This window comes from Candidatus Synechococcus spongiarum SH4, from assembly GCF_000586015.1.
Lineage (GTDB): Bacteria > Cyanobacteriota > Cyanobacteriia > PCC-6307 > Cyanobiaceae > Synechococcus_B > Synechococcus_B spongiarum_F.
This window is the reverse complement of record NZ_JENA01000226.1, coordinates 1-2,648: the sequence shown is the minus strand read 5'-3', so window position 1 is coordinate 2,648 and position 2,648 is coordinate 1. Positions and strand designations below refer to the sequence as shown.

Genomic DNA, 2,648 nt, shown 5'->3' with positions numbered 1-2,648 from the left:
AAGGGGTCGGGCATGATTCACCCGGATATGGCCACCATGCTGGCCTTCATCACCTGTGACGCGGGGGTGGATCCCCAGTGGTGGCAGCGGACTCTGCAAGCGGCGGTGAACCGTTCCTTCAATGCCGTTACGGTGGATGGGGACACCAGCACCAACGACACAGTGCTGGCCTTTGCCGCCGGCGCGCCCCTGCCAACGGAGCACCTGCCCCGACTGGCCCACGGCCTGGAGCGTCTCTGTTGTGACCTGGCCAGGGCCATCGCCCGGGACGGGGAGGGGGCCACCTGTCTCCTGGAGGTGACGGTGAGCGGAGCAGCCACCGCCGCCGAGGCCCGCACCATGGCCCGCACCATTTGCAGTTCTTCCCTGGTGAAGACCGCCATCCATGGCCGTGATCCCAACTGGGGCCGCATCGTGGCGGCAGCGGGGCGCTCAGGCGCACCCCTGGATCCCGATGCCCTGGCCCTCTGGATCGGCCCCCACCAGGTGCTCAAGGACGGCCGGCCCCTGGCGGTGGATCGGGCCGCCGTGGGGCGCTATCTGCAGGAGCGGGCCGCTGGCGCCTATCTACAGGACGACTGCGTGGCCATTCGCCTGGCGGTGGGCGCAGGTCCGGCGTCAGGCTCGGCCTGGGGTTGTGATCTATCGCAGGAGTACATTCGCATCAATGCCCACTACACCACCTGAGACGGCCCCCGGACGAATGGCCGCCCCCACGGGGGGCCGGCCCCCTGGCCGCCGCCCCGCATCCTGGCGGAGCAACCCCTGGATACCCCTGGGTCCCGCCGTGGCCGGCCTCGCCCTCAGCGTGGGCTTCCACGGAACCCTGCGATTGTGGGAGCAGACCAAGAGCTACAAGCCCCTTGACCTTTCCCCACCCTTTACCGTCAAGCCCCTACCCGGAACCAGTCTGGAGAGCCTCAGACGCCGCCATGGAAGCCAGCTTCCCCTGCTCCTGAATCCCGCCACCCAGCCGGATGGTTTGGCGCCGCCGCCGCCAATTCCAGCCCCCGAGGCCACGGCAACCGCCGCACCCCAACCCCGGGACGTCAATCCGGCCGGGCCGGCAACGCCGTCCGCCGTCCCCCTGACAACGGTTGACAACACAGTTGACAACAGGGAAGACAACCCTGCTCAGGACCAGAACATCAGGGTGGCGCCCCTCCAAGACCAGGACACCATGGAGGCTCCCCAGTTGCCTCGACCGCTCCTGCCCTTGCCTGTGGAATCCGGCGCACCGGAGTTCGTTGCGCCGTCGCCGCCTCCCATCAACCTTGCGCCTTGAAGCAGGTCCGTCTCTCCGGCCCGCAAGGCGGGGAACGCAGTTGACGGCCCCATGATTCAGACTGCAGGTCCTTGCATTTCAGGCATGCCGTCAACGCGGATGCTGCTCCTCGCCACTGCAAGCCGGCTACGGTCCCGGATTCGCAACGGTCTTGCGGATGCCACGGCCCAGGTTGTCACGGAAGCGGAACTGGCGGCGCAGCAGTTGCAGCAGGAGTGGCAACTCTTCTGGCAGGAAGTCTGCCTGGAGGCGGAGCGGCTGGAGCAGCCGTCGGCAGAGGCGTCAGGACCGGAACCCTCCCCGGCCTCCCCGTCCCGGCGGGCTCCCGCCGCGGATGAACGGCGGAAACCTGAAGACGACAGCCCTCCCCAGCCGGAGCCCGCCACCGGGAAGCGGGCCAGCCCCGCCCAGGTGCAGGAGACCATTGACCAGTTGCGGGCCGAGGTGGCCGGGCTCAACCAGCGTCTTGAGCAAAGCACCCTGTGACTCCACGGCAACAAAGCGGGAACCCCCGGCTCTGGCGGCTGCGGCGCATTGTCCGCATCTGGATGTTTGTCGCCCTGCTGCTGCTGCGGTTGTGGTGGGATCAACAGCCGTGGGTTGACCGTGGTCCCAACCGGGACACGCGGCGCCGGCGCCGTCAGCGGCGGCGGGCCCAATGGCTGCTGCGGGAACTCATCAGTCTGGGACCCACCTTCATCAAGCTGGGGCAGTTGCTCTCTGCCCGTCCTGACGTGCTGCCGCCAGATTACGTGGCCCAGCTCAGCAAGCTGCAGGATCAAGTGCCCTCCGTCCCCTTCCCCCTGGCCCTGCAACTGCTGAGGGAGGAACTGGGTGACCGGCTGGAGCGCATCGTCTCCATCGAGGAGACGCCCTTGGGCTCCGCCAGCCTGGCCCAGGTGCATGGGGCCCGCCTTGGGGATGGGCGCGCCGTGGTGCTGAAGTTGCAGCGCCCCAATCTGGACGAATTGTTCCGGCTGGATCTGGAGGTGATGCAGCAGGTGGCCCGGTTGTTGCAACGCCACCCCCGTTGGGGTCGGGGTCGGGATTGGCCCGCCTTGGCGGCCCAGTGTCGCCGGGTGCTGCTACGGGAACTGGATTTTGGCTTGGAGGCGGAGTATGCGTCCCGTTTCCGGCAGCAATTCGCGGATGACCCCATGGTGCGGGTGCCCGGGGTGGTGTGGGAGTTGTGCAGCCGCCGCGTGCTGTGCCTGGACTACATGCCCGGCCTGAAGATCACCGACCGCCAGGGGCTGCTGGATCGTGGCCTGGATCCCCGGGAGGTGGCCCGCCGCGGCCTGGGCAGCTATCTGCGCCAGTTGGTGGTCTTCGGATTTTTCCACGCGGATCCCCACCCGGGCAA

General features: G+C 68.1%; 4 protein-coding genes. All 4 read left to right on the top strand.

The features are described 5' to 3' along the window. On the top strand, positions 1 to 687 hold a 687-nt coding region (locus tag BG35_RS0108860; protein ID WP_034418211.1), incomplete at its 5' end, for a bifunctional ornithine acetyltransferase/N-acetylglutamate synthase. Between the two features lie 16 nt (positions 688 to 703). Beyond that, positions 704 to 1,285 (top strand): hypothetical protein, encoded by a 582-nt coding sequence (locus tag BG35_RS0108855; protein ID WP_025782535.1) that lies wholly within the window; start codon positions 704 to 706, stop codon positions 1,283 to 1,285. Positions 1,286 to 1,369: 84 nt separating this feature from the next. Continuing rightward, positions 1,370 to 1,771: a hypothetical protein gene (locus BG35_RS11700; RefSeq protein ID WP_025782534.1), complete on the top strand. Its 402-nt coding sequence runs from the start codon at positions 1,370 to 1,372 to the stop codon at positions 1,769 to 1,771. 62 nt (positions 1,772 to 1,833) lie between these two features. Further along, positions 1,834 to 2,648 (top strand): ABC1 kinase family protein (locus BG35_RS0108840; RefSeq protein ID WP_034418204.1); only part of this gene is annotated, 815 nt, incomplete at its 3' end.